Origin of the sequence: Streptomyces sp. MP131-18 (genome assembly GCF_001984575.1) — a bacterium.
Classification (GTDB): domain Bacteria; phylum Actinomycetota; class Actinomycetes; order Streptomycetales; family Streptomycetaceae; genus Streptomyces; species Streptomyces johnsoniae.
Map to the genome: position 1 here is coordinate 6,586,285 of NZ_LZNS01000001.1, position 21,222 is coordinate 6,607,506.

The 21,222-nt window shown below is 71.2% G+C and carries 15 protein-coding genes; 13 read left to right on the forward strand and 2 right to left on the reverse strand.

Annotation, left to right across the window (positions count from 1 at the left end):
• Positions 1-85: 85 nt before the first annotated feature.
• Positions 86-2,188: an excinuclease ABC subunit UvrB gene (uvrB, locus tag STBA_RS29400; RefSeq protein ID WP_077062087.1), complete on the forward strand. Its 2,103-nt coding sequence runs from the start codon at positions 86-88 to the stop codon at positions 2,186-2,188.
• 68 nt (positions 2,189-2,256) lie between these two features.
• Here uvrB and STBA_RS29405 read toward each other — a convergent pair whose 3' ends face one another.
• Both STBA_RS29405 and uvrA read right to left on the reverse strand, forming a co-directional pair.
• Positions 2,257-5,706 (reverse strand): phosphodiester glycosidase family protein, encoded by a 3,450-nt coding sequence (locus STBA_RS29405; protein WP_253195085.1) that lies wholly within the window; start codon positions 5,704-5,706, stop codon positions 2,257-2,259.
• Between the two features lie 155 nt (positions 5,707-5,861).
• The gene (gene uvrA / locus STBA_RS29410; protein WP_077062088.1) at positions 5,862-8,786 is read right to left on the reverse strand and encodes an excinuclease ABC subunit UvrA; all 2,925 of its coding nucleotides are present in this window, start codon (positions 8,784-8,786) and stop codon (positions 5,862-5,864) included.
• A 210-nt stretch (positions 8,787-8,996) separates the two neighbouring features.
• Here uvrA and STBA_RS29415 point away from each other — a divergent pair, with 210 nt between their 5' ends.
• The 12 genes from STBA_RS29415 (at position 8,997) to pgi (ending at position 21,218) form a co-directional block, all read left to right on the forward strand.
• The gene (locus STBA_RS29415) at positions 8,997-9,704 is read left to right on the forward strand and encodes a maleylpyruvate isomerase family mycothiol-dependent enzyme (protein WP_077063692.1); all 708 of its coding nucleotides are present in this window, start codon (positions 8,997-8,999) and stop codon (positions 9,702-9,704) included.
• Positions 9,705-9,717: 13 nt separating this feature from the next.
• Positions 9,718-10,374, forward strand: coding sequence for an MBL fold metallo-hydrolase (locus tag STBA_RS29420; protein ID WP_077062089.1), 657 nt, complete (start codon positions 9,718-9,720; stop codon positions 10,372-10,374).
• A gap of 42 nt (positions 10,375-10,416) precedes the next feature.
• Entirely contained in the window at positions 10,417-12,387 is a 1,971-nt protein-coding gene (gene uvrC / locus STBA_RS29425; RefSeq protein ID WP_077062090.1) for an excinuclease ABC subunit UvrC, read from the forward strand.
• A gap of 58 nt (positions 12,388-12,445) precedes the next feature.
• Positions 12,446-13,369, forward strand: a complete 924-nt coding sequence (gene rapZ, locus STBA_RS29430; protein ID WP_077062091.1) for an RNase adapter RapZ — start codon at positions 12,446-12,448, stop codon at positions 13,367-13,369.
• The gene (yvcK, locus tag STBA_RS29435; RefSeq protein WP_077062092.1) at positions 13,370-14,443 is read left to right on the forward strand and encodes a uridine diphosphate-N-acetylglucosamine-binding protein YvcK; all 1,074 of its coding nucleotides are present in this window, start codon (positions 13,370-13,372) and stop codon (positions 14,441-14,443) included. It abuts the gene before it with no gap.
• Positions 14,434-15,411, forward strand: a complete 978-nt coding sequence (whiA, locus tag STBA_RS29440) for a DNA-binding protein WhiA (RefSeq protein ID WP_077062093.1) — start codon at positions 14,434-14,436, stop codon at positions 15,409-15,411. The genes yvcK and whiA overlap by 10 nt, the downstream gene beginning before the upstream one ends.
• A 167-nt stretch (positions 15,412-15,578) precedes the next feature.
• A complete protein-coding gene (gap, locus tag STBA_RS29445) occupies positions 15,579-16,583 on the forward strand; it encodes a type I glyceraldehyde-3-phosphate dehydrogenase (protein ID WP_077062094.1) in 1,005 nt (334 codons plus the stop codon).
• Between the two features lie 91 nt (positions 16,584-16,674).
• A complete protein-coding gene (locus STBA_RS29450; protein WP_077062095.1) occupies positions 16,675-17,877 on the forward strand; it encodes a phosphoglycerate kinase in 1,203 nt (400 codons plus the stop codon).
• A gap of 6 nt (positions 17,878-17,883) precedes the next feature.
• The gene (tpiA, locus tag STBA_RS29455) at positions 17,884-18,660 is read left to right on the forward strand and encodes a triose-phosphate isomerase (RefSeq protein WP_077062096.1); all 777 of its coding nucleotides are present in this window, start codon (positions 17,884-17,886) and stop codon (positions 18,658-18,660) included.
• Positions 18,661-18,756: 96 nt separating this feature from the next.
• Positions 18,757-18,987: a preprotein translocase subunit SecG gene (gene secG, locus STBA_RS29460; protein ID WP_107485137.1), complete on the forward strand. Its 231-nt coding sequence runs from the start codon at positions 18,757-18,759 to the stop codon at positions 18,985-18,987.
• Between the two features lie 94 nt (positions 18,988-19,081).
• Positions 19,082-19,417, forward strand: a complete 336-nt coding sequence (locus STBA_RS29465; RefSeq protein ID WP_077062098.1) for an RNA polymerase-binding protein RbpA — start codon at positions 19,082-19,084, stop codon at positions 19,415-19,417.
• A gap of 148 nt (positions 19,418-19,565) precedes the next feature.
• Positions 19,566-21,218, forward strand: a complete 1,653-nt coding sequence (gene pgi / locus STBA_RS29470; RefSeq protein ID WP_077062099.1) for a glucose-6-phosphate isomerase — start codon at positions 19,566-19,568, stop codon at positions 21,216-21,218.
• Positions 21,219-21,222: the final 4 nt, after the last annotated feature.

A 21,222-nucleotide genomic window follows, 5' to 3' on the forward strand; every position in this document is an offset into this window, starting at 1 on the left:
GGAGAACAGTGACCGTCAGTTGAACAGCGGACGGCGGACGGTAGGCGTGCCACGGTTGTCAGTGGCGGGTCGTACGGTGGGGGTCATGCGGCCCGTTTCAGAGATCGAACGCACGGTGGCGCCCTTCGAGGTCGTCAGTCCCTATCAGCCCAGCGGCGACCAGCCCGCGGCCATCGCCGAGCTGGAGAAGCGCGTCACCGGGGGCGAGAAGGACGTGGTGCTGCTCGGCGCGACAGGCACGGGCAAGTCGGCGACCACCGCGTGGATGATCGAACGGTTGCAGCGCCCGACGCTGGTCATCGCTCCGAACAAGACGCTGGCCGCCCAGCTGGCCAACGAGTTCCGCGAGCTGCTGCCGAACAACGCCGTGGAGTACTTCGTCTCCTACTACGACTACTACCAGCCCGAGGCGTACGTTCCGCAGACGGACACGTACATCGAGAAGGACTCCTCGATCAACGAGGAGGTGGAGCGGCTGCGGCACAGCGCGACGAATTCGCTGCTCACCCGGCGGGACGTGGTCGTGGTGGCGTCCGTCTCCTGCATCTACGGTCTGGGCACGCCGCAGGAGTACGTCGACCGGATGGTCCCGCTCAAGGTGGGGGAGGAGTTCGACCGCGACGCCCTGCTGCGCCGCTTCGTCGACATCCAGTACACGCGGAATGATCTGGCCTTCACCCGCGGCACCTTCCGGGTGCGGGGCGACACCATCGAGATCTTCCCCGTCTACGAGGAGCTGGCCGTCCGGATCGAGATGTTCGGCGACGAGATCGAGGCCCTCTCGACGCTGCACCCCCTGACCGGCGAGGTCATCTCCGACGACGAGCAGCTGTACGTCTTCCCGGCCTCCCACTACGTCGCGGGCCCCGAGCGCATGGAGCGGGCGGTCTCCGCGATCGAGTCCGAGCTGGCGGGGCAGCTTGCGGCGCTCGAGCAGCAGGGCAAGCTGCTGGAGGCGCAGCGGCTGCGGATGCGCACCACGTACGACATCGAGATGCTGCGCCAGATCGGCACCTGTTCCGGCATCGAGAATTATTCGCTGCACGTCGACGGCCGTGAGACGGGCTCGCCCCCGTACACCCTGCTCGACTACTTCCCCGAGGACTTCCTCCTGGTCGTGGACGAGTCGCACAACACGGTGCCCCAGATCGGCGCGATGTACGAGGGGGACGCCTCCCGCAAGCGGACGCTCGTCGAGCACGGTTTCCGGCTGCCCTCCGCCATGGACAACCGGCCGCTGAAGTGGGAGGAGTTCCAGGAGCGCATCGGCCAGACCGTCTATCTGTCGGCGACGCCCGGGGCATACGAGCTCTCCCGCGGCGACGGCGTGGTGGAGCAGATCATCCGCCCGACCGGCCTGATCGACCCGGAGGTGGTGGTCAAGCCCACCGAGGGGCAGATCGACGACCTCGTGCACGAGATCCGGGGGCGGGCGGAGAAGGACGAGCGCGTCCTGGTGACGACGCTGACCAAGAAGATGGCCGAGGACCTCACGGACTACTTCGTGGAGCTGGGCATCCGCGTGCGCTACCTGCACAGCGACGTCGACACGCTGCGGCGGGTCGAGCTGCTGCGGGAGCTGCGCTCCGGCGAGTTCGACGTCCTCGTCGGGATCAACCTGCTGCGGGAGGGACTCGACCTGCCGGAGGTGTCGCTCGTCGCCATCCTCGACGCCGACAAGGAGGGCTTCCTCCGCTCGGGCACGTCGCTGATCCAGACGATCGGCCGCGCCGCGAGGAATGTGTCGGGGCAGGTCCACATGTACGCCGACCGCGTCACTCCGGCGATGGAGAAGGCGATCGACGAGACGAACCGGCGGCGTGCCAAGCAGATTGCGTACAACGAGGCGCATGGGATCGATCCGCAGCCGCTGCGCAAGAAGATCAACGACATCGTCGCGACCATCGCGCGCGAGGAGGTCGACACCAAGGAGCTGCTCGGCACCGGCTACCGGCAGGGCGGCGAGTCCAAGGGCAGGGCGCCGGTGCCCTCGGTGTCGGCGGGCGGCGGCAAGAAGGAGCTGACCGACCGGCCCGCGGCCGAGCTGGCGGAGACGATCGAGCAGCTGACGGAGCGGATGCGGGCCGCGGCGGCGGAGCTCCAGTTCGAGATCGCGGCCCGGCTGCGCGACGAGGTGTCCGATATGAAGAAGGAGCTGCGGCAGATGCGGGAGGTCGGGCTCAAGTAGCCCCGCACGGACCTCCGGGGTGTCGGCGGCGCGCGCCGCCGACACCCCGGAGGCCGGGGGCCGGGCGGTCAGCGGGTGACGCGCACCCGGGCCGACTGTTCCTCGCCGCTGACCTCGACGCCGAGGGTGACCGTTCCGGGACGCAGCCCGGTGAGTTCCCCGGTCGCCGGGTCGAACGCGGCGATGTCGCGGCGGCCCGCGTCGTCGGGGTCGCCGATGTGCAGCCGTCGGGAGCCCGTCCAGTCGGCGCTCACCGGGGAGGCGACGGGCACCTCGCGGGCGGTGCCCTGCGTGTTCTGCGTGAGGACGGCCTCCGCGGCGGCCGTCTCGCCCGCGGTCAGGGCGTCCGGGGCGGTCAGCTCCAGCGCGTCCACGTGCGGCCTGGTCTGCACCGACAGCCAGTCGGGCAGCACCTCGTGGGGCCGCTGCCTGGCCCTGGCCTGCTCGCCGTGGGACACCTCGTCGACGCCGACCAGTGCCCAGCCGGAGAAGCCGCCCTCGGCGGCGGGCGCGGACGGCGCCTTCCCGGCGTTCCCGCCGATGAACCAGGGCACGCCGGACAGGTGGTAGGAGTCGAAGATTCCGACGTGCGCGCCGAAGTAGGCGGTGCCCTTGCCGGTCTCCCGGCGGAAGTCGGTGAGCCAGTCCTCCAGCAGCGCCGCTTCGAGCCGGTCGGTCAGCTGGCTCGCGGGCTGGGCCGTGGTGTCGCGCGGCGGCACGTGGCCCATCACCACGACCGACCCGACGGAACGGTCGCCCGCCGCGTCGTCAAGCTGCCCGCGCAGCTCCTGCATCTGCTCCCAGCCGCCGCCGCGCAGGGTCAGCGACGAGGTGTCCAGCGTGATGAACCTGGTGCCCTCGTGGTCGAACGTCATCGGGCTCTCGCCGAATTCGGCCTCGAAGGCGTCGATGGAGCCGCCCATCACCTCGTGGTTGCCGGGCAGGTAGTACCAGGGCAGGTCGTCGCCGAGCTCGTCCTCGATCACCTCGCGGGCGAAGTCCAGGTCGGCGGGCGAGCCTTCGTCCACCCAGTCGCCGTTGATCACGACGAAGTCGGGGTCGGCGGCCCTGGCCTCGCGCAGCGTGCGGCGGGCCGCGGCGACGATGTCGCTGTCCGGGGCCCTCGCCACGAACTGGGCGTCGGACACCACGGCGAACTGCCAGTCCCGCCCGGCCGCTTCGGCGGCGGAGCCGATCAGCGGATCGTCGTGCCGCCCGGCCGGGGGCAGCTCGACAGCGGGAGGCGTCCGGGCCCGCAGGTCGTCGATGACGATGCTGTCGGCGTACGCCTGGTCCGGCCGCGTTTCGGCTAGGTAGAAGCGGTGCACCGACAGCGGGTAGGCCACGCCCTCCGGCACGTCGAACGTGACCTGCCGCCAGCCCTCCCAGGTGATGTGCTCACCGCGCAGCACCTGCGCGGTGCCGTGGGCGTCCTTCAGGTGGAGGGACGGCCAGGAGCCGCGGCCGTCGCCCTCGATCCACAGGGTGAAACTCTGGGGCTGCCCCGCGACGGGGATGTCGGCGGGCGGCGTGGCGTAGGCGGCCCTGGTGGCGGTGCTGAGGCCGAAGTCGTACGTTATGCGCAGCGCGCCGCCGTCGTGGCCGGCGGGTTCGGGGGCGAGGGAGCCGTCGGCGCGGGCGTGGCTGAACGTCCAGTCCCCGGCGTTCTCGAAGTCGGCCACGGCGGTGTCGTCCAGGCCGACGGTGACGGCCAGCACGGTGCTGGTCCCGGCCACCGCGACCTCGACCAGGCCGGACGCGGAGGGGGCGGCCGAGGCCGCGGTGACGCGGAAGCCGCCGCTCGCCGGGTCGGGCTCGATGGTGAACAGCGAGGTGTCGTAGGTGAGCGCAACGTCGGCGGGCTCGATGGGGGCGGAGGTGCCTGCGGCGTCATGGCCCAGGATGCCGAACGTGCCGGTGGCGTCCGGGTCGGCGAGCCCGACGCGCCTGGCGGTGGGCTCGATGCGGTCAAGTTCCCCGACGACGGTCAGTTCCGTGGCGCCGTCTGCGCGGTGGCGGGAGGCGGTGATTTCGGTGGTGCCGGGGCGGCCCGCGTGGAAGACGCCGTCCCGGTCGACCGTGCCGACGCGGGGGCGCGCCGAGTGCCAGCGGGGCGTGGGGGAGTCGGCGGGGCCGTACGTCTCGTCGTGTGCGACCGCGGTCAGCTGCCGCGTGAGTCCGGGGAAGACCCGGTCCGGGTGCCCGCCGGGCACGGTGTCGCCGGTCGGCGCGACGGCGGGGTCGGCGGCGGTGCCGACGCGGAAGCCCGTTGCCGTCCCGCTGCCCTCGGGCGCGGTGATGGCGAGGCCGTTGGGCACGGGACGTTCCTCGCCGTCGGAGGGGCTGTTGACCAGGTCGGGCTCCGAGGCTCCCGGGTCCCGGGCGAGCAGGGTGCTGGAGCCGCCGCCGTCGAGGTTGAGCGCATTGTGCGCGCCGAGGTCGGCCATCATCACGGCCAGCTCCGTGAGGGTGACCCCGCCGGAGTGCGACTGCCGGCCGTCCACCGTCAGGATGTGCATGTCCTGCCCGTCCCGGGAAAAGCCGACGGCCGTGCGCGGCGCGGTCGCGTTGTTCGGCCTGCCCTCCCAGTTCTGCGGCTCGCCGTCGACGACGAGCAGCCCGCGTCCGCCGACCGCGGTCGTGGGCAGCGGCCCGCCGTCGCCGGTGCGCGGGGCGTATTCGGTGGCGACGGCGTCGCCCGCGGCCAGGGCGCCCAGCGTCCCCGCGCCCGCTTCGCGGCCGAGGAGCACGAAGGCGCCGTCGGGTATCGGACCGCCGCCCGCCTTGTCGGACACGGAGGCCACCAGCCCGTCCTCGACGAGGACTTCGGTGACGTCGGCGGCGTCGGCCACGGCCTGGGCGCGGTCGGCCTCGCCCCACTGCGGGGTGTAGAGGCCGATGCCGTTTGCGGGGACGGCCGCGGCGTTGTAGGCGGCCAGCGGGGTGCGGCCGCCGGGCAGAACGGCCGTTCCGTCGAAGTACAGCTCCAGGATGCGGCCGGCGCTCTCCGGGCCGATGCCGACGGCCTCGGTGACGCCCGTTCCGGTGCCGGGACTTGCGGACTGCGTGAGCCGGCCTGCTGAGATGCCGGTGCCCAGCGGGGCCTGGGTGGCGTTGATGTCGAAGAAGTCGCCGTTGATGGCGGCGACGGTGGTGCGGCCCTCGCCGGGGTCGTGCGCCGCGGCCAGCTCGCTGACGGGTGCGGCGTCGGCGACGTTCTCCGGGGCGAGGTAGTCGACGCGCAGGTCGCTGGTGAGGTCGATACTGAGTGCCTGGGCGCTCAGCCACTTGTCCGATTCGAGGCGGTGAAACGTGCTCAGCTCGGCGCCCGGGGCGACCGGTTGCTCGGTGCGCGACAGCTCGATGCCGTCGCCGTCGACCACTCCCGCCGGGCCCGCCGACACGGCCGACGCCGGCGCGGCGGCCGGTGCGGCGGCGGCCGGGGCCGAGGCCGCTCCCGGCGGCGCGAGACCGATGGTCAGAGCCGACGCGGCCCCCACCGCGATCAGCGAACGCACGCAAAGTCTTCTGCGCGCAGCGATTCCTGACACAGGAACTCCCTAGAAACGCTTGCCCTGACTGCGCGTTGCGCGCAGCCGGCGGTCAGCGTTCCAAGGGAGCCCCTTTCCCACCAGGGGGTCGTCGGGAACTTCCGGGAAACAACTGTCCCGGCTCAGCTCCTGCGTGACGTCTGCGAACGCCGCGCGGTCCGCGGTTTCCGCGTGCGCTCGGGGCGCAGATCGGGGGCGTCGCTGATGGAGTCGCCCAGCAGATCCCGCAGGAACTTCCCGGTGTGGCTGGCCGGAACGGAGGCCACCTGCTCCGGGGTGCCCTCGGCGATGACGAGGCCACCGCCGCTGCCGCCCTCGGGACCCATGTCGACCACCCAGTCGGCCGTCTTGATCACGTCGAGGTTGTGCTCGATGACGATGACCGTGTTGCCCTTGTCGACCAGATTGGAGAGGACCGCGATCAGCTTGCGGATGTCCTCGAAGTGCAGCCCGGTGGTGGGCTCGTCCAGCACGTACACCGTGCTGCCGGTGGAGCGCCGCTGGAGCTCGGCGGCCAGCTTGACGCGCTGCGCCTCGCCGCCGGAGAGCGTCGGCGCCGGCTGCCCGAGACGCACGTAACCCAGGCCCACGTCGTTGAGCGTGCGCAGGTGGCGGGCGATGGCGGGCACGGCCTCGAAGAAGTCCAGCGCCTCCTCGATCGGCATGTCCAGCACTTCGGCGATCGACTTGCCCTTGAAGTGCACGTCCAGCGTCTCCCGGTTGTACCGGGCGCCGTGGCAGACCTCGCATGGCACGTACACGTCGGGCAGAAAGTTCATCTCGATCTTGATGGTGCCGTCGCCCGAGCAGTTTTCGCAGCGGCCGCCCTTGACGTTGAACGAGAAGCGGCCCGGCAGGTAGCCGCGGACCTTGGCCTCCACCGTCTCGGCGAACAGCTTGCGGACGTGGTCGAAGACCCCCGTGTACGTGGCCGGGTTGGACCGCGGGGTACGGCCGATCGGCGACTGGTCGACGTGCACCACCTTGTCCACCAGATCGTCGCCTGTGACGCGGGTGTGCCGTCCCGGCACGGCCTTCGCGCCGTTCAGCTCGCGGGCCAGGTGCGTGTAGAGGATGTCGTTGACCAGCGTCGATTTGCCGGAGCCTGACACACCGGTGACGGCCGTCAGCACGCCGATGGGGAAGGCGACGTCGACGCCGCGCAGATTGTGCTCGCGCGCGCCGTGCACCGTCAGCTGCCGCTCCGGGTCGACCGGCCGCCGCTCCACGGGCGTCGGGATGGACCGCGCGCCGGACAGGTACTGCCCGGTCACCGAGTCCTCGTTGGCCAGCATCTCGGCCAGCGGCCCGCTGTGCACGACCTTGCCGCCGTGCTCGCCGGCGCCGGGGCCGATGTCGACCACCCAGTCGGAGGTGCGGATGGTGTCCTCGTCGTGCTCGACGACGATCAGCGTGTTCCCCAGGTCGCGGAGCCGGACCAGGGTCTCGATCAACCGGTGGTTGTCCCGCTGGTGCAGGCCGATCGACGGCTCGTCGAGCACGTACAGCACGCCGACCAGACCGGAGCCGATCTGCGTGGCGAGCCGGATGCGCTGCGCCTCGCCGCCGGAGAGGGTGCCGGCCGCCCGGTCGAGCGAGAGGTAGTCCAGGCCGACGTCGACGAGGAACCGCAGCCGCTCGTTGACCTCCTTGAGCACGCGCTCGGCGATGGTCTTCTCGCGGGCGCTCAGCTTCATCTCGCGCAGGAAGTCGGCGCACTCGCTGATCGACATGCCCGCGACATCGGCGATCGACCGGTCCTGCACGGTGACGGCCAGGATCAGCGGCTTGAGGCGGGTGCCGTGGCAGGCCGGGCAGGGCGCCTCGCGCATGTATCCCTCGAAGCGCTCGCGGCTCGAGTCGCTCTCGGCCTCGGCGTGCCGGCGCCTGATGAACGGCAGGACGCCCTCGAACGCCGTGGTGTAGGCGCGCTCCTGCCCGTGCCGGTTTTCGTAGCGGACCTCGATCTTGGTCTTGTGCCCGTGCAGCAGCGCCTTCTTCGCCCGCTGCGGCAGGCCCTGCCAGGGGATGTCGGTCCTGAAGTTCAGCGCGTCGCCGAGCGCGCCCATCAGCAGATTGAAGTAGCCCCTGGTGTGACCGTGGGACCACGGGTGGATCGCGCCCTCCTCCAGGGTCTTCTCCGGGTCGGGGATGATCAGCTCCGGGTCGACCTCCATACGGGTGCCGATGCCGGTGCACTCCGGGCAGGCGCCGAAGGGCGAGTTGAACGAGAAGGACCGCGGCTCCAGCTCCTCGAACGACAGGTCGTCGTAGGGGCAGTACAGGTGCTCGGAGAACATCCGCTCGCGCTGCGGATCGTCCTCGGGCAGGTCGACGAAGTCGAGCACGACCATGCCGCCCGAGAGCCCGAGCGCCGTCTCCACCGAGTCCGTCAGGCGGCGCTTGGCGCTGCTCTTGACGGTCAGGCGGTCCACCACCACCTCGATGGTGTGCTTCTCCTGCTTCTTCAGCTTGGGCGGGTCGGTCAGCTGCACCGTCGCGCCGTCCACACGGGCACGGCTGTAGCCCTTGGTCTGGAGGTCGGAGAAGAGGTCGACGAACTCGCCCTTGCGCTCGCGCACCAGCGGCGACAGCACCTGGAAGCGGCTGCCCTCCTCAAGGCCGAGCACCTTGTCCACGATCGCCTGCGGCGACTGCCGCGCGATGGGGCGGCGGCACTCGGGACAGTGCGGCTTGCCGATGCGGGCGAACAGCAGCCGCAGGTAGTCGTAGACCTCCGTGATCGTGCCGACCGTCGAGCGCGGATTGCGCGAGGTCGACTTCTGATCGATCGAGACCGCGGGCGACAGCCCTTCGATGAAGTCCACATCGGGCTTGTCCATCTGCCCGAGGAACTGCCGGGCGTACGCGGACAGCGACTCCACGTAACGGCGCTGGCCCTCGGCGAAGATCGTGTCGAAGGCGAGCGAGGACTTCCCCGATCCCGACAGCCCGGTGAAGACGATGAGCGAGTCGCGCGGGAGGTCGAGCGAGACATTCCGCAGATTGTGCTCGCGAGCGCCACGAACGATGAGTCGGTCGGCCACGCCGGATGGCACCTTTCTTGTGTGATCAAGGGGACCGCCGGATGTGGGGAACCCCCGTCCAAGAGTATGGGCGGCATCGGACAAATGTCCCCCGGATGCCGGGTCCCCTACCGCTCCGCACCCTATAGCACGAGCGTTCGATTCTCGGCATTTTCGTGCCGCACCCCGCCTACTTTCCCTCGACCGAGTGATCCGGCTAGCGTGGCGATCATGACCGGACCCGCAGCGGATCTCGCCACCCTCCAGGACGCCACGGACCAATTCCTCGCCGCCCTCGAAGCCCTGGACGACGGCGACGTCGCGGCGCCCTCGCACCTGCCCGGCTGGACGCGCGGCCACGTCCTGGCCCACCTCGCCCGCAACGCCGACGCCCTGGACAACGTGCTGCACGGGCGCCCGATGTACGCGAGCGAAGCGGCCAGGAACGGGGACATCGAGCGCGACGCCCACCGGCCGGCCGCCGTCCACCGCGCGGACGTGCGCGACAGCGCCGCCCGCCTGGCCCGGACGGCCGCACGGCTCACCGGTACAGACTGGCAGGTCACGGTGACCCTGCGCAACGGCGTCACGGACTCGCTCGACAGCATCCCCTTCCGCCGCCTGACCGAGATCGAGCTGCACCACATCGACCTGGGGATCGGCCGCACCGTCGCCGACCTGCCCGGCGCCTTCCTCGACCGCTCCCTGGACAGCCTCGCCCGGCGCTTCGCCGGCCACCCGGCGCTGCCGCCGCTGGAGCTGCGCGCCGAGGACGGCCGCCACTGGCGCACCGGCGGGGAGAGCGGAGAGGACGACGGGAACGGCGACCGGCAGGTCGTCGCCGGCACCCCCGCCTCCCTGGTCGGCTGGCTGACCGGGCGCACGTCCGGCAGCGGCCTCACCACCGCCGGTTCCCTGCCCGCGCCGCCGCCGCTCTGACACACTGGCGGCCATGTCCTACACCGGCAACGTCACGGTCGGCGGCCCGGCCGACGCGCACGAGCTGGCCAAGCTGATCATCTCCAAGGTCGCGGTCGGCCCCATGGAGAACAATGCCTACCTGCTGCGCTGCCGCGACACCGGCGAGCAGCTGCTCATCGACGCGGCGGACGAGCCGGGCACCCTCCTGCGCCTGATCGGTGGTGACGGCATCGCCTCCGTCGTCACCACGCACCGGCACGCCGACCACTGGCAGGCGCTCGACGAGGTCGTGCGCGCCACCGGTGCGCGCACCTACGCCGGGCGGCACGATGCCCCGGGCATCCCCGTGCCCACCGACCACCCGGTCGAGGACGGCGGCGAGATCGCCGTGGGCACCTGCCGCCTCACCGCACGGCACCTCGTCGGCCACACCCCGGGTTCCATCGCACTGATCTACGACGATCCCGAGGGCCATCCCCACGTCTTCACCGGGGACTGCCTGTTCCCCGGCGGCGTCGGGAACACCCGCGGTGACGCACGGGCGTTCAACCGGCTGCTGCACGACGTGGAGACCAAGCTCTTCGCCCGGCTCCCGGACGAGACCTGGGTCTACCCCGGCCACGGCGCCGACACCACCCTGGGCGCCGAGCGTCCGCGCCTCGGGGAGTGGCGCCAACGCGGCTGGTGACACCGTCACTCGCCGTCAGTGGGCGGCAGTAGGGTTGCGTTCATGGCCGACCCCTCCACCTACCGCCCCAGGCCGGGCGAGATTCCCGACTCGCCCGGGGTCTACCGCTTCCGCGACGATCACCGCCGGGTGATCTACGTCGGGAAGGCGAAAAGCCTGCGGCAGCGCCTGTCCTCCTACTTCCAGGACCTGACGGGGCTGCACCCGAGGACGGCGAGCATGGTCACCACCGCCGCCTCCGTGGAGTGGACCGTGGTCTCCACGGAGGTGGAGGCCCTTCAGCTCGAGTACTCCTGGATCAAGGAGTACGACCCCCGATTCAACGTCAAATACCGCGACGACAAGAGCTATCCGTCGCTCGCCGTGACGATGAACGAGGAGTTCCCCAGGGCGCAGGTCATGCGCGGCCCCAAGCGCAAGGGCGTGCGCTACTTCGGCCCCTACGCCCACGCCTGGGCCATCCGCGAGACCGTCGACCTGCTGCTGCGCGTCTTTCCCGTCCGCACCTGCTCCGCCGGTGTGTTCAAGCGGGCGCGGGACGTCGGCAGGCCCTGCCTGCTCGGCTACATCGACAAGTGCTCGGCCCCCTGCACCGGCCGCGTCACCGCCGAGGAGCACCGCGCGCTGGCCGAGGAGTTCTGCGACTTCATGGCCGGCCGCACCGGCGCGTACCTGCGGCGCCTGGAGCAGCAGATGCGCGAGGCGTCCGAGGCCATGGAGTACGAGCGGGCCGGGCGGCTGCGCGACGACATCGAGGCCCTGCGGCGCGCCCTGGAGAAGAACGCCGTGGTGCTCGCCGACGCCACCGACGCCGATCTGATCGCCCTGGCCGAGGACGAGCTGGAGGCGGCCGTGCAGATCTTCCACGTCCGCGGCGGCCGGGTCCGCGGCCAGCGCGGCTGGGTCACCGACCGCGTGGAGCACGTCACCACCGCGGACCTCGTGGAAAGCGCGCTCCAGCAGCTCTACGGCGAGGAGCGCGGCGAGAGCGTGCCCAAGGAGGTGCTGGTCCCCGCCCTGCCTGAGCCGCCCGAGCCCCTGGCCGAGTGGCTCGGCGAGCGCCGCGGCGCCCGGGTCAGCCTGCGCGTTCCGCAGCGTGGCGACAAGCGGGACCTCATGGCCACCGTCCAGCGCAACGCCCAGCAGGCGCTGGCCCTGCACAAGACGAAGCGCGCCTCCGACCTGACCACCAGGTCCAGGGCCCTGGAGGAGATCACCGAGGCCCTGGCCCTCGACTCCGCCCCCCTGCGCATCGAGTGCTTCGACGTCTCCCACCTCCAGGGCGAGGACGTGGTGGCGTCCATGGTCGTCTTCGAGGACGGGCTCGCCAGGAAGAGCGAGTACCGGCGCTTCCAGATCAAGGGCTTCAGCGGCCAGGACGACGTCCGCGCCATGCATGAGGTCGTCTCCCGCCGTTTCCGCCGTTACCTCAGGGAGCGGGAGAAGACGGGGGAGTGGGCCGTGGAGGAACCGGAGGAGGACACTCCGGCGTCTCCGAGGACGGAGGACGGCCGCCCCCGGCGCTTCGCCTATCCGCCGCAGCTGGTGGTGGTGGACGGCGGGCAGCCCCAGGTGGCCGCCGCCCGCAGGGCGATGGACGAGCTGGGCATCGACGACGTCGCCGTGTGCGGACTGGCCAAGCGCCTGGAGGAGGTCTGGCTGCCGGGTGAGGACGATCCGGTGATCCTGCCCCGGTCCAGCGAGGGCCTTTACCTGCTGCAACGGGTCCGTGACGAGGCGCACCGCTTCGCGATCCGCTATCAGCGGGGCAAGCGGTCACAATCGATAAGAAGGGGTCCCCTCGACGCCGTCCCCGGCCTCGGGGAGACCCGCAAGAAGGCCCTGCTCAAGCACTTCGGCTCGGTCAAGCGGCTCCGTACCGCCACGGTCGAGGAGATCTGCGAGGTTCCGGGAGTGGGCCGCAGGACCGCGGAGACGGTCGTCGCGGCGCTCGCGGGCGCCCGGTCCGCACCCGCGGTCAACACCGCGACCGGCGAGATCCTGGAGGACTGAGCGGGGAGCGAGCCCACCCACTTCACGCACGAGAGAGAACACGCGGGGGATCTGCATGATGAGCGAACAGACCAGAGGCGAAGAGCAGCCGGCCGCGCCGGCCGGCGGTGACGAGGCCCTGACCACCCCGGAGCTGGTGATCATCTCGGGCATGTCCGGCGCGGGGCGCAGCACCGCGGCCAAGTGCCTGGAGGACCTGGGCTGGTTCGTCGTGGACAATCTGCCGCCCGCCCTGATCCCGACCATGGTCGACCTCGGCGCCCGCTCCCAGGGCAACGTGGCCCGTATCGCCGTCGTCGTCGACGTCCGCGGCCGGAGCTTCTTCGACAGTCTGCGCGAGTCGCTGACCGACCTCGACGCCAAGGGCGTCACCCGGCGCATCGTCTTCCTGGAGGCGTCGGACAATGCGCTCGTCCAGCGCTTCGAGTCCGTGCGCAGGCCGCACCCCCTCCAGGGCGACGGCCGTATCGTCGACGGCATCGCCGCGGAACGTGACCTGCTGCGCGAGCTGCGCGGCGACGCCGACCTGGTGATCGACACCTCCAACCTCAACGTGCACGAGCTGCGCGCCAAGATGGACGCCCAGTTCGCGGGCGGGGACGAGCCCGAGCTGCGCGCCACGGTGATGTCGTTCGGCTACAAGTACGGCCTGCCGGTCGACGCCGACCACGTCGTCGACTGCCGGTTCCTGCCCAATCCGCACTGGGTGCCCGAGCTGCGCCCCTACACGGGCACCAGCGAGGAGGTCGCGGGCTACGTGTTCAACCAGCCGGGCGCCAAGGAGTTCCTCGACCGCTACGCCGAGCTGCTCCAGCTGATCGCGGGCGGGTACCGGCGCGAGGGCAAGCGCTACGTGACGATCGCGGTGGGCTGTACCGGCGGCAAGCACCGCAGCGTCGCCATGTCCGAGCGGCTGGCCCGCCGGCTGGCCGCAGAGGGAGTCGAAACGGTCGTCGTCCACCGGGACATGGGGCGCGAGTAGATGCCGCGCAAGGGTCTCCGGCACCGCCGGGCAGCCGAGGGCCAGCCGCGGAGCCGCGGCACCGTCCGGACGCTGCGCGGCGGGCGCCGCGGCGCCCAGCCGAAGGTCGTCGCCCTGGGCGGCGGCATGGGCCTGTCCGCCTCGCTGACCGCGCTGCGCCGCATCACCGGCGACCTCACGGCCGTGGTCACCGTCGCCGACGACGGCGGGTCGAGCGGCCGGCTCCGCGACGAGCTGGGCGTGCTGCCCCCCGGGGACCTGCGCAAGGCACTGGCCGCCCTGTGCGGCGACGACGAGTGGGGCCGCACCTGGTCGGAGGTCGTGCAGCACCGCTTCACCAGTGAGGGCGCCCTGCACGACCACGCCGTGGGGAATCTGCTGATCGTCGCCCTGTGGGAGCAGCTGGGCGACCACGTGCGCGCCCTCGACCTCGTCGGCAAACTGCTGGGCGCGCACGGCCGGGTCCTGCCCATGTCGGCGGTGCCGCTGGAGCTCGAGGCCCTGGTCCGCGGCCACCGGCCGGACCGCCCGGACGAGCTGAGCCGCGTCCGCGGGCAGGCCGCCGTCGCCCTGACCCCGGGGGAGGTGCGGCAGGTCGTGCTCGTTCCCCACGACCCGCCCGCCGTCCCCGAGGCCGTCGAAGCGGTGCTCGACGCGGACTGGGTGGTGCTCGGCCCCGGCTCCTGGTTTTCCTCCGTCATCCCCCACCTGCTCGTTCCCGAGCTGCTCGACGCCCTCGTGGCGACCAGGGCCCGCCGCGTCCTCTCGCTCAACCTGGCGCCCCAGCCCGGGGAAACTGATGGCTTCTCCCCGCAGCGTCATGTGGAGGTTTTGGTACAACACGCCCCTAAACTCGCCTTTGACGTGGTGCTGGCCGACCGGGCCGCCGTGCCGGACCAGGAGAGTCTGTGCCGGGCCGCCGAGCGGCTGGGGGCCGAAGTGGAGCTGGCGCCGGTGGCCGCCCGAGGGGACACCTCCCCGCAGGGCGGCTCTTCCCGGCATGACCCGGAGCTGCTTGCCGCCGCGTACGACCGTATTTTTCGGATGCATGGAAGGATCGGCCCATGGCGATGACGGCTGCGGTGAAGGACGAGATCTCCCGGCTTCCCGTCACCCGCACCTGCTGCCGCAAGTCGGAGGTGTCGTCGATCCTGCGTTTCGCGGGCGGCCTGCACCTGGTGAGCGGGCGCATCGTGATCGAGGCGGAGCTGGACACGGGGATCGCCGCGCGGCGGCTGCGCCGGGACATTCTGGAGATCTTCGGCCACTCGTCCGACCTGGTGGTGATGGCCCCGGGCGGGCTGCGCCGCGGCAGCCGCTACGTCGTGCGCGTGGTCGCGGGCGGTGATCAGCTGGCCCGGCAGACAGGTCTCGTCGACGGCAGGGGCCGCCCGATCCGCGGCCTGCCGCCGCAGGTCGTCTCCGGCGCCACCTGCGACGCGGAGGCCGCCTGGCGCGGCGCCTTCCTCGCCCACGGCTCGCTGACGGAGCCGGGCCGTTCCTCCTCGCTCGAAGTCACCTGCCCCGGGCCCGAGGCCGCTCTCGCGCTCGTCGGTGCGGCCCGCCGCCTCCAGATCGGGGCCAAGGCCCGCGAGGTGCGCAGCGTGGACCGCGTCGTCGTGCGCGACGGCGACGCCATCGGCGCGTTGCTCACCCGGCTGGGGGCGCACGAGTCCGTGCTCGCCTGGGAGGAGCGGCGGATGCGGCGCGAGGTGCGCGCCACGGCCAACCGCCTGGCCAATTTCGACGACGCCAACCTCAGGCGCTCCGCGCGCGCCGCCGTGGCCGCGGGCGCGCGCGTCCAGCGCGCGCTGGAGATTCTGGCCGACGAAGTGCCGGAGCACCTCGCCGCGGCGGGTCGGCTGCGGATGGAGCACAAGCAGGCGTCGCTCGAAGAGCTGGGCGCGCTGGCCGATCCGCCGCTGACCAAGGACGCGGTGGCGGGCCGCATCAGGAGGCTGCTGGCCATGGCCGACAAGCGTGCGCAGGATCTGGGCATTCCGGGTACCGAGTCGACCCTCACCGAGGAGATGGTCGGCTGACGCGGCCGCCCGTGCGGGCCCCGCGGGCCCGTGTTTCCGGGCCCGAACACGCCTGGCCGATGTCACCGGCCGGACCCGGGCGCGGTAGGGTCGGAAGTGGTCGGGGACATCCCAATACAGCATCGCCGGTGTTCGTTTCACCGGCGTACCAACGAGGAGATCGGTTCGTGACGATCCGCGTAGGAATCAACGGCTTTGGCCGTATCGGTCGCAACTACTTCCGCGCACTCCTTGAACAGGGGGCGGACGTCCAGATCGTCGGTGTCAACGACCTGACCGACAACGCCACCCTTGTGCACCTGCTCAAGTACGACAGCATCCTCGGCCGCCTCAAGGAAGAGGTCACCCACACCGAGGACACCATCTCGGTCGGCAACCAGACCTTCAAGACGCTCGCCGAGCGTGACCCGGCGGCGCTGCCGTGGGGCGAGCTGGGCGCCGACATCGTCATCGAGTCCACCGGCATCTTCACGAAGCGCGACGACGCCGCCAAGCACCTGGCCGCCGGGGCCAAGAAGGTCCTGATCTCCGCGCCCGCGAAGAACGAGGACCTGACGGTCGTCATGGGCGTGAACCAGGACCAGTACGACGCGAGCGCGCACCACGTCATCTCGAACGCCTCGTGCACCACCAACTGTGTGGCGCCCATGGCCAAGGTGCTCGACGAGAGCTTCGGCATCGTCAAGGGCCTGATGACGACGGTCCACGCGTACACGAACGACCAGCGCATCCTGGACTTCCCGCACAAGGACCTGCGTCGCGCCCGCGCCGCCGCGCTCAACATCATCCCGACCACGACCGGTGCCGCCAAGGCCACCGCCCTGGTCCTCCCGCAGCTCAAGGGCAAGCTGGACGGCATCGCGATGCGCGTGCCCGTCCCGACCGGCTCGGTCACCGACCTGGTCGTCGAGCTGAGCCGCGAGACCACCAGGGACGAGGTCAACGCCGCCTTCCGCAGCGCCGCGGACAGCGACCTGAAGGGCGTCCTGGAGTACACCGAGGACCAGATCGTCTCCTCGGACATCGTCAACTGGCCGGCCTCCTGCACCTTTGACTCCTCGCTCACCATGGCGCAGGGCAACCAGGTCAAGATCGTCGGCTGGTACGACAACGAGTGGGGCTACTCCAACCGCCTCGTCGACCTGACCTCTTACGTCGGCGAGCGGCTCTGACCCGTCGCGTCCGCAGGGCTCGCAGCGCGCCTCACCGCCCGCTGCGGGCCCTCGTGCCATGGCAGAGCAGCCTCTAGGAGCCCAGACAAGCATGAAGACGATCGATGATCTCCAGGTCGCCGGGCGGCGCGTCTTCGTCCGTGCGGACCTGAACGTTCCGCTCGCCGACGGGACCATCACCGACGACGGCCGCATCCGGGCCGCCGTGCCCACCATCGAAAAGCTCGCGGGGGCCGGCGCCCGCGTCGTCGTCGCCTCGCACCTGGGGCGGCCCAAGGGCGCCCCCGACCCGCAGTACTCGCTCGCGCCCGTCGCCGAGCGCCTGGGTGAACTCCTCGGCCGCCCGGTCGCGTTCGCGGCCGACACCGTGGGCGAGAGCGCCCGGGCCACCGTCGAGGGCCTCGCCGACGGCGAGGTCGCGCTGCTGGAAAACCTGCGCTTCAACGCGGGCGAGACCAGCAAGGACGACGCCGAGCGCGGCGCCTTCGCCGACCGCCTCGCGGGCCTCGCCGAGGTCTACGTCGGCGACGGCTTCGGCGCCGTGCACCGCAAACACGCCTCCGTCTACGACCTCCCGGCCCGGCTCCCGCACGCCGCGGGCGGCCTGATCGCCACCGAGGTCGGCGTGCTGGAGCAGCTCACCGAGAATGTCAGCCGCCCCTACGCCGTCGTCCTCGGCGGCGCGAAGGTCTCCGACAAGCTCGGCGTCATCGACCACCTCCTCGCCAGGGCCGACCGCATCCTCATCGGCGGCGGCATGGCCTACACGTTCCTCAAGGCGCAGGGGCACGAGGTCGGCGACTCCCTGCTCCAGGAGGACCAGGTGCCGGCCGTGCGGGAGTACCTGCGCCGGGCCGCCGAGCTGGGCGTGGAGTTCGTGCTCCCCGTCGACGTGGTGGCGGCCGAGGAGTTCCCCGACCTGAAGACCAAGGCGCCGGCCGATCCGGCCGTGCTGTCCGCCGACGCCATCCCTGCCGGCCGGCAGGGTCTGGACATCGGCCCGGAGACGAGCGCGCTGTACGCGGCCAAGCTGGCGGACGCGGCGACCGTCTTCTGGAACGGCCCGATGGGCGTCTTCGAGCACCCCGACTTCGCGAGTGGGACCAGGGCCGTGGCCCGGGCGCTCGCGGACAGCCCGGCCTTCACCGTCGTCGGCGGCGGTGACTCGGCGGCGGCCGTCCGCACCCTCGGCTTCGAGGAGTCGGCATTCGGCCATATCTCGACCGGCGGCGGAGCCAGCCTCGAATACCTCGAGGGCAAGACGCTCCCCGGCCTTGCGGCACTGGAGGACTGAAGGACGATGGCTTCGCGCACTCCGCTGATGGCGGGCAACTGGAAGATGAACCTCAACCACCTCGAGGCCATCGCCCACGTCCAGAAGCTCGCCTTCGGCCTTTCGGACAAGGACTTCGACGCGGTCGAGGTCGCCGTGCTGCCGCCGTTCACCGATCTGCGTTCGGTGCAGACACTGGTGGACGGGGACAAGCTGAAGATCAAGTACGGTGCTCAGGACATCTCCGCGCAGGACTCGGGCGCGTACACCGGTGAGATCTCGGGACCGATGCTCGCCAAGCTCAACTGCACCTACGCGGTGGTCGGGCACTCCGAGCGCCGTCAGTACCACGGCGAGAACGAAGACATCTGCAACGCCAAGGTCAAGGCCGCCTACCGGCACGGGCTCACCCCGATCCTGTGCATCGGCGAGCCGCTGGAGGTCCGCAAGGCCGGCTCCCACGTCGCGCACACCCTGGCCCAGCTCGACGGCGGGCTGAAGGACGTGCCCGCCGACCAGGCCGCCACCGTGGTCATCGCCTACGAGCCGGTGTGGGCCATCGGCACCGGCGAGGTCGCCACCCCGGACGACGCGCAGGAGGTCTGCGCGGCCATCAGGGCCCGCCTGGCCGAGCTGTACGACAGCGTGCTGGCCGAGGGGGTCCGCATCCAGTACGGCGGCTCGGTGAAGTCGGGGAACGTCGCGGCGATCATGGCCCAGCCGGACGTGGACGGCGCCCTGGTGGGCGGTGCCTCACTGGACGCGGACGAGTTCGTCAAGATCGTCCGCTTCCGCGATCAGTAGAGACCATCTCCCGCGCTAGCGGTACCCTGTCCGGGGGTCGGCCCGCGTCGGCCCCCGGTAATACGTCCATCCGTCCCTGAGAGAGTTGGTCCAGTCGTGGAAACGGCGTTCCAGATCGCCCTGATCGTGTTCAGCGCCCTGCTGGGGCTGCTCGTGCTGATGCACAAGGGCAAGGGCGGCGGCCTCTCCGACATGTTCGGCGGCGGCATGCAGTCCTCCGTCGGCGGCTCGTCGGTCGCCGAGCGCAACCTGGACCGGATCACCGTGGTCGTGGCCCTGATGTGGTTTGCGATCGTCGTGGTGCTCGGTCTGCTGATGAAGTCCTAGCGAAGTCCTGTCTCAAGTAACTCCTAGCACTGGACGTGCGTTGAGCCTTGCATAGACTGAGGACTTCGCAGGATGTCAGGCAGGAGTAACGACCGTGGCAGGTGGCAACGCGATCCGGGGCAGCCGGGTCGGGGCGGGGCCCATGGGTGAAGCCGAACGCGGCGAGTCCGCCCCTCGGCTGAGGGTCTCCTTCTGGTGCGCGAACGGGCACGAGACACAGCCCAGCTTCGCCAGCGACGCACAGATCCCGGAAACCTGGGACTGCCCGCGTTGTGGTTTCCCGGCAGGCACACAGCGCGACGCCCCGCCGGACCCCCCGCGTACCGAGCCCTACAAGACGCATCTCGCGTACGTCCGCGAGCGCCGCAGCGACGCCGACGGCGAGGCGATCCTCGCCGAGGCACTGGCCAAGCTGCGCGGCGAGATCTGACGGGGCGGCTCGACCGCCGTACCGGCCCGGGGCACCGAAAGGCGCCCCGGGCCGGTCTCGTGCGCCGGCGTCTCCACCGGTGCCCCCGCCGATCGACTAGCGTGGGGGCGACCTGGGAACGTCGTTGCGATGGATGGCTGAGGGCGAGATGAACGTAGCCGGCCGAGTCAGGCTCGATCGGATGGCCGAGTGGAGCGCGCTGGGCAAGCACCGCGAGGAGCTGGGGGAGGTGCACCTGCGGGAGCTGTTCGAGCGGGACCCCGGGCGGGCCGGACGGTACGTCCTGCGCGTCGGGGACCTCCACCTCGACTACTCCAAGCAGTTGGTGACGGACGAGACCCTGCGGCTGCTGCGGGAGCTGGCCGCCGCCACGGGCGTGGCGGAGCTGCGGGACGCGATGTTCCGCGGCGAGAAGATCAATGTCACCGAGGGGCGGGCCGTCCTGCACACCGCGCTGCGGGCGCCGTCGGACGCGGTGGTCGAGGTGGACGGCGAGAACGTGGTGCCCGCCGTGCACGAGGTGCTCGGGAAGATGGCCGACTTCGCGCGGCGGGTGCGGTCCGGGGAGTGGACCGGCCACACGGGCCGGCGCATCAGGACGGTCGTCAACATCGGGATCGGCGGCTCCGATCTGGGCCCCGCGATGGCCTACGAGGTGCTGCGGCCGTACGCCGACCGCGGGCTGGGCTTCCGTTTCGTCTCCAACGTGGACGGCGCCGACCTGCACGAGGCGCTGCGCGACCTCGACCCGGCGGAGACGCTGTTCATCGTCGCCTCCAAGACGTTCACCACCATCGAGACGATCACCAATGCCACGTCGGCCCGCCGCTGGCTGCTCGACGGGCTCGGCGGCGACAGCGCGGCCGTCGCCCGGCACTTCGTCGCCGTGTCGACGAACGCGGAGAAGGTGGCGGCGTTCGGTATCGACACCGCCAACATGTTCGAGTTCTGGGACTGGGTCGGCGGCCGTTACTCCTACGACTCGGCGATCGGCCTGTCACTGATGGTGGCGATCGGCCCCGAGCGGTTCCGCGAGATGCTGGACGGGTTCCGGCTGGTGGACGACCACTTCAGGACCGCCCCTGCCGAGGAGAACGTGCCGCTGCTGCTCGGGCTGCTCGGCGTCTGGTACGGGGCCTTCTTCGACGCGCAGTCGCACGCCGTGCTGCCCTACAGCCACTACCTCTCCCGCTTCACCGCCTACCTCCAGCAGCTGGACATGGAGTCCAACGGCAAGTACGTCGACCGGGCGGGGCGGCCGGTCGGCTGGCAGACCGGGCCCGTGGTGTGGGGCACCCCGGGCACCAACGGGCAGCACGCCTACTACCAGCTGCTGCACCAGGGCACGAAGGTCATCCCGGCGGATCTGATCGGATTCGCCAGGCCCGTCGCCGAGTTGAGCGAGGACCTGAAGGCGCAGCACGATCTGCTGATGGCCAATCTGTTCGCGCAGGGCCAGGCGCTCGCCTTCGGCAGGACCGCGGAGGAGGTGCGGGCAGAGGGCGTCGCGGAGGACCTGGTGCCGCACCGCACGTTCCCGGGGAACCGGCCCACCACCACCGTGCTCGCGGGCGAGCTGACGCCCTCCGTCCTCGGCCAGCTGGTCGCCTTGTACGAGCACAAGGTGTTCGTCCAGGGCGCGGTGTGGGACATCGACTCCTTCGACCAGTGGGGCGTCGAGCTCGGCAAGGTCCTCGCCAAGCGCGTGGAGCCCGCCCTCGTGGAGGGCGCCGAGGTGCCGGGACTCGACGCCTCCACGGCGGCCCTGGTGGCCACATACCGCGAGCTGCGCGGGCGGTGAGCCC

Coding starts and splice junctions, on each gene's coding strand:
- uvrB (WP_077062087.1), top strand. CDS start 86: ATGCGGCCCGTTTCAGAGATCGAACGCACGGTGGCGCCCTTCGAGGTC.
- STBA_RS29415 (WP_077063692.1), top strand. CDS start 8,997: ATGACCGGACCCGCAGCGGATCTCGCCACCCTCCAGGACGCCACGGAC.
- STBA_RS29420 (WP_077062089.1), top strand. CDS start 9,718: ATGTCCTACACCGGCAACGTCACGGTCGGCGGCCCGGCCGACGCGCAC.
- uvrC (WP_077062090.1), top strand. CDS start 10,417: ATGGCCGACCCCTCCACCTACCGCCCCAGGCCGGGCGAGATTCCCGAC.
- rapZ (WP_077062091.1), top strand. CDS start 12,446: ATGAGCGAACAGACCAGAGGCGAAGAGCAGCCGGCCGCGCCGGCCGGC.
- yvcK (WP_077062092.1), top strand. CDS start 13,370: ATGCCGCGCAAGGGTCTCCGGCACCGCCGGGCAGCCGAGGGCCAGCCG.
- whiA (WP_077062093.1), top strand. CDS start 14,434: ATGGCGATGACGGCTGCGGTGAAGGACGAGATCTCCCGGCTTCCCGTC.
- STBA_RS29450 (WP_077062095.1), top strand. CDS start 16,675: ATGAAGACGATCGATGATCTCCAGGTCGCCGGGCGGCGCGTCTTCGTC.
- tpiA (WP_077062096.1), top strand. CDS start 17,884: ATGGCTTCGCGCACTCCGCTGATGGCGGGCAACTGGAAGATGAACCTC.
- pgi (WP_077062099.1), top strand. CDS start 19,566: ATGAACGTAGCCGGCCGAGTCAGGCTCGATCGGATGGCCGAGTGGAGC.